Genomic DNA, 3,765 nt, shown 5'->3' with positions numbered 1-3,765 from the left:
CGGGTCGCCGGCGGCGGCCACGCCGGCGCGCAGCAACCGGACCGCCTCGGCCAGGTCCCCGGCGTCGCCACCGCGCTCGTAGCGGTGGGTGAGCAGGACGCCGACCTGGTGGCGCAGCGCGTCGTCGCCGGTGCTCCCGACCGCCGCCCGGTAGGCGGCGAGGGCGGCGTCGAGGTCCGCGCCGGCCGTCGGGGCGCGCTCGTCGGCGCGGTAGCGGTCCTCCAGCAACGCGGCGAGGCCACCCCAGGTCGGTGCGGCCAGCTCCGCGTCGAGGGGGGTGTCGGCGTCCACGGCCGCCCGGAGCGCGTCGATGCCGGCGTCCCGGTCGGCCGGGGAGCCGTCGCGCAGGAACCGTTCGGACAGGACGATGCCGTGCAGCGCGGCCAGGCGCGGGTCACCGGCCGACCGGGCCCGGCCGAACGCGTCGACGGCCCCGTCCAGGTCGGCGGGGCGACCGTGGGTCCGCCACCGCTGCCGCAGCAGCTGACCCAGGACGCCCGAGGCCAGGGCGCGCACCGTCGGATCGGTCGCCGCCGCCGCGGCCGACTCGCGCAGCAGGCCGATCGCCTCGTCCCGGGTGGCCGGGTCACCGTCGGTCTCGAAGCGGTCGGACAACACGTTGCCCAGGTTGAACAGCCGTGCGGGGCGCTGCGGGTCGTCGGTCCGGGTGGACTCCAGGCTCTCCCGGTGCGCGTCGATCGCGGCCGGGAGGGCGCGCGGGCGGCCCAGGTGCCGGTACTGGTCCCGGTGCACCCGGCCGAGCATGGACAGGTAGGTCGCCCGCTCGGAGCCGGGCGGGGTGGCGTCGACCGCCTGGCGCAGCAGCGCCTCGGCCCGGTCGGCGGCCGCGTACCGCCCGGTGTTCTCCGCCTCGGCCATCAGCAGCACCGCCCGCATGGCGAGCGCCGCCGGCGCCTCCGGCGACGTCGTGTGCCCGCTCTCCGGGGCCCGGCTCCGGGGCACCCCGGTCGGTTCGGCGGTGGGGGCGTGCGCCCGGTAGAGGGCGAGCAGCGACGGTGGCACCCGGTCCGGGGCCGCGTGCAGCAGCAACCGGGTCAGCGTCACGGCCTGGGCGAGGTCGTCGGCGTCCCGGCCGGCCGGCAGCACCTGGTAGCGGTACCAGTGCAGGCAGGCGAGCAGGAACAGCGCCTCGGCGGTCCGCTCCGGCAGCGGGGCGGTCGGTTCGGTGGCGCTGACCAGGTCGACCACCGCCTCGGCGTCCCGGGCGGCGCCGGCGTCGAGGAGCTGACTCGGGTCGCGGCCGGCGCCGAAGCGGTCCAACCGCTCGCGGAGCCGGCGTACCGGGTCGGACCGGAACCGCTGCCACATCGGACCTCCCGAGGATCGGTCCACCATGGGTAGCAGGACGGACGCGGACCGTGCCAGAGGGTTGTCCGCTTGTGTTCAGCCCCCGGTGGCCGGCCGGGTGCCCCGCTCGGCGGCCAGGACGACGGCGCTGATCTCACGCACGAACGCCACGACCTCGTCGGGCCGACCCGGGTCGGTGTCCGAACCGTGCTCGTACCACCAGTCGCGCGCCCAGGTGACCAGGCCCGCCCATCGGGGCAGGTCGACGGCGCTCCGCTCGGCGGCCCGCCGCTTGGACATCTGCCGCCCGTGCCGCAGCCGCTGGAACGCCCGGCAGAGGGTGAGCACGGCATAGGACTGGCCGCCCGGGCTCGTCATCCCGGTCACCCAGTCGGGCCAGTCCCGGACGTGGTCCAGCAGCGCCGCCCGGACGCGGTCCGGGTCGACGGCGGGCAGCAGCTCGGCGGCCGGCGGTCCGAGCAGGCTGCGGCCCTGGTCGTGGACGGTGGACCAGGTGACGAGGCGGTGGACGGTCGCGGGCAGCAGGTGCAGCGCCTCACCGGGGCTGACCCGGGCGATGACGTGGGCGCGGTCGGTCCGCCCGCGCGCCGCGTCGTGGACGGCGTCGCGGGACACGTACTCGACCTCGATCCGGCCCGTCCAGCCCGGGTGTCGCCGGTCGAGGTCGCGGTGCAGCCCGGCCAGCACGGCGAGCAGGTCCCGGTCCGGGTCGCGGTCGAGCACCGCGAGCAGGTCCAGGTCACTGCGGTCCGGGGCGAAGTCGCCGGCCACCAGCGAGCCGTGCAGGTAGAGGCCCGGAAGGTGGGCGCCGAGGCCCGCGCCCCACGCGACACGCAGGTCCGACAGGACCGCTTCGGGAGAAGACATCAGAGCCTTTCCGGTACGCGCACGGCGCCCGGTCAGGGCGAGCCGGAGAAGCCGGCGACCAGGCCGAACAGTCCGCAGCAGAGCAGCCCGCCGACGGCCAGCACGACGAGCAGGATGCTGTAGTTCGACCACATGCCGAACCGGGTCACGTCGGTGCCGTACCCGTCGTGGACGCGGTTGCGCCAGCCGCCGAAGCGGAAGGACAGCTGGTGCACGGCCCCGGGCTGGGCGACGAGCGAGGTGGTGATGACCGGGATGCCCATGAAGTCGGTGTACCGCACGTCGTGCGGACCGGCCGGGACCGCGACGTGCCAGGTCCCCTCGCCCGGGATGGCGACCACCCGGCCGTCGACCTTGAAGCGGCTGGTGGCGGGCGCGGGCACCAGATAGGGGCCCCGGTTCACCGAGACGACGAGCACCGCGCAGCCGGGGGGCGGCGCGATCGGGTGCGGGTACGCGATCAGCGGCGTGACGGCGCCGGGCATCGGCGGGTACGGCTGGGCGGGGTGATAGGACACGGCCCGGATTCTGGCACGGCGGCGCATCCCGGCGACGACCGGCCGACGAAGACGTTGAACCATAAGGTTCAGTGTTATACGGTGAACCACATGGTTCAGCAAGAGGTCCTGAATCGGGTGTTCGCCAGCCTGGCCGACCCCACCCGACGCGACATCCTGATCCGGCTCGGCGCCGGACCGGCCACCATCAGCGAGCTCACCGCGCCGACCGGGATGAGCCTCACCGGCATGAAGAAGCACGTGCAGGCGCTGGAGAACGCCGGCCTCGTCGTCACCGAGAAGGTCGGCCGGTCGCGCCGGTGCCGGCTCGGTGACGCCCCCTTGGACGCCGCGATGGCCTGGATCAGCTTCTACCAACGGCTCTGGGCGCGTCGCCTGGACGGTCTCGACGCCTACCTCACTCTCCGCACCGGCACGAAGGAACGTGACTCATGACGCTCGACATGCGAATGACCCGGCGGTTGCCCGGCACCCCGGAGGAGGCCTTCGACGCCTACACCGACGCCGAGCAGCAGAAGATCTGGTTCAGCATCCTCGACGAGGAGCCCGGCATCGTGGAGATCGAGGTGGACCTGCGGGTCGGCGGGCGGCAGACCGCCGTCTGGGGCCCCTCCCCCGAGATGCTGTTCCGGGAGACGCAGACGTTCCTGGAGATCGACCGGCCGCACCGGCTGGTCACCGAGTCCATCGGCAGCAGCCCCGACGGCGAAACCCTGACCACCCGCATCGAGATCACCTTCGAGGAGCACGAGGGCGGCACGCTGATGACCGTCGTGCAGAGCGGCTTCCCCGAGCCCGAGCTGCGCGACTTCTTCGTCGGCGAGGTGTGGTCCGGGGCGTTCGACCGGATCGAGGCGTACCTGCTGCGCGGGCGCGACCGCGAGCGGTCGCATGGCTGACCTGTCCCGCGCCGCGATCGTCGCGCTCGCCGTCGCGGGCGCGACGGTCGTCAACCTCGTCGTGTACGCCGTCGGCCGGGCGGCCGGCGGCGCGTTCCGGTTCACCGCCGCCGGCGGGCCGGCGGAGGTCGACGCGGTGACCGTCGCGGCCT

General features: G+C 74.7%; 5 protein-coding genes. 2 read left to right on the top strand and 3 right to left on the bottom strand.

Annotation, left to right across the window (positions count from 1 at the left end; genetic code table 11):
- From HUW36_RS27885 to HUW36_RS27875, 3 genes are all read right to left on the bottom strand, one after another.
- A partial coding sequence (locus HUW36_RS27885) for a hypothetical protein (protein ID WP_217428888.1) occupies window positions 1-1,329 on the bottom strand: 1,329 nt, incomplete at its 3' end.
- Window positions 1,330-1,404: 75 nt separating this feature from the next.
- Entirely contained in the window at window positions 1,405-2,196 is a 792-nt protein-coding gene (locus HUW36_RS27880) for an aminoglycoside adenylyltransferase domain-containing protein (RefSeq protein ID WP_174530856.1), read from the bottom strand.
- Window positions 2,197-2,228: 32 nt separating this feature from the next.
- Window positions 2,229-2,714 carry a hypothetical protein gene (locus HUW36_RS27875; protein ID WP_174530855.1) on the bottom strand — a complete coding sequence of 162 codons (486 nt, stop codon included), beginning with the start codon at window positions 2,712-2,714 and terminating at the stop codon, window positions 2,229-2,231.
- A gap of 90 nt (window positions 2,715-2,804) precedes the next feature.
- Here HUW36_RS27875 and HUW36_RS27870 point away from each other — a divergent pair, with 90 nt between their 5' ends.
- Both HUW36_RS27870 and HUW36_RS27865 read left to right on the top strand, forming a co-directional pair.
- On the top strand, window positions 2,805-3,149 hold the full coding sequence (locus HUW36_RS27870; protein WP_174530854.1) for an ArsR/SmtB family transcription factor: 345 nt from the start codon (window positions 2,805-2,807) through the stop codon (window positions 3,147-3,149).
- The gene (locus tag HUW36_RS27865; protein ID WP_174530853.1) at window positions 3,146-3,613 is read left to right on the top strand and encodes an SRPBCC family protein; all 468 of its coding nucleotides are present in this window, start codon (window positions 3,146-3,148) and stop codon (window positions 3,611-3,613) included. The genes HUW36_RS27870 and HUW36_RS27865 overlap by 4 nt, the downstream gene beginning before the upstream one ends.
- The last annotated feature ends 152 nt before the right edge of the window (window positions 3,614-3,765 follow it).

The organism is Micromonospora maritima, from assembly GCF_902825405.1.
In the GTDB taxonomy this organism is placed as follows: Bacteria; Actinomycetota; Actinomycetes; order Mycobacteriales; family Micromonosporaceae; genus Micromonospora; species Micromonospora maritima.
The sequence above is the reverse complement of the archived record's forward strand: the minus strand, read 5'-3'. Positions and strand labels throughout refer to the sequence as shown.

Bases quoted from the DNA above. Each gene is read 5' to 3' on its own strand.
- HUW36_RS27865 (WP_174530853.1), top strand. From the start codon at position 3,146: ATGACGCTCGACATGCGAATGACCCGGCGGTTGCCCGGCACCCCGGAG.
- HUW36_RS27880 (WP_174530856.1), bottom strand. From the start codon at position 2,196: ATGTCTTCTCCCGAAGCGGTCCTGTCGGACCTGCGTGTCGCGTGGGGC.
- HUW36_RS27870 (WP_174530854.1), top strand. From the start codon at position 2,805: ATGGTTCAGCAAGAGGTCCTGAATCGGGTGTTCGCCAGCCTGGCCGAC.